The sequence below is a fragment of the Pseudoalteromonas sp. SR44-5 genome (assembly GCF_014163675.1).
Taxonomy (GTDB): Bacteria; Pseudomonadota; Gammaproteobacteria; order Enterobacterales; family Alteromonadaceae; genus Pseudoalteromonas; species Pseudoalteromonas rhizosphaerae.
In genome coordinates, this window is the sequence record NZ_JACJDT010000225.1 from 1 (window position 1) to 286 (window position 286).

The 286-nt window shown below is 37.8% G+C and carries 1 rRNA gene; it reads left to right on the forward strand.

Annotated elements, in window-relative coordinates:
* Positions 1-185: 185 nt before the first annotated feature.
* Positions 186-286, forward strand: a 23S ribosomal RNA gene (locus tag H5154_RS23355); the annotation flags it as partial.

Sequence of the window (286 nt, forward strand, 5' to 3'; positions counted from 1 at the left end):
AGAGTTTTCAAAAGTAAAAAAGAATGATAGCAGTATCATTCAGTGCCATTTAATGAACGTTTCGTTTGTTGATTGGTATCTACTTTAGTATTCAATATTAACTTCTGGCGAAGTTAAACTGTCACTAACGTATGACTAAACTTTACTGTTTAGTATTGCGAAAGCAAGACCCGTTTGGGTTGTATGGTTAAGTGACTAAGCGTACACGGTGGATGCCTTGGCAGTTGGAGGCGATGAAGGACGTATTAACTTGCGATAAGCCTAGTCAAGCTAGTAAAAAGCACTT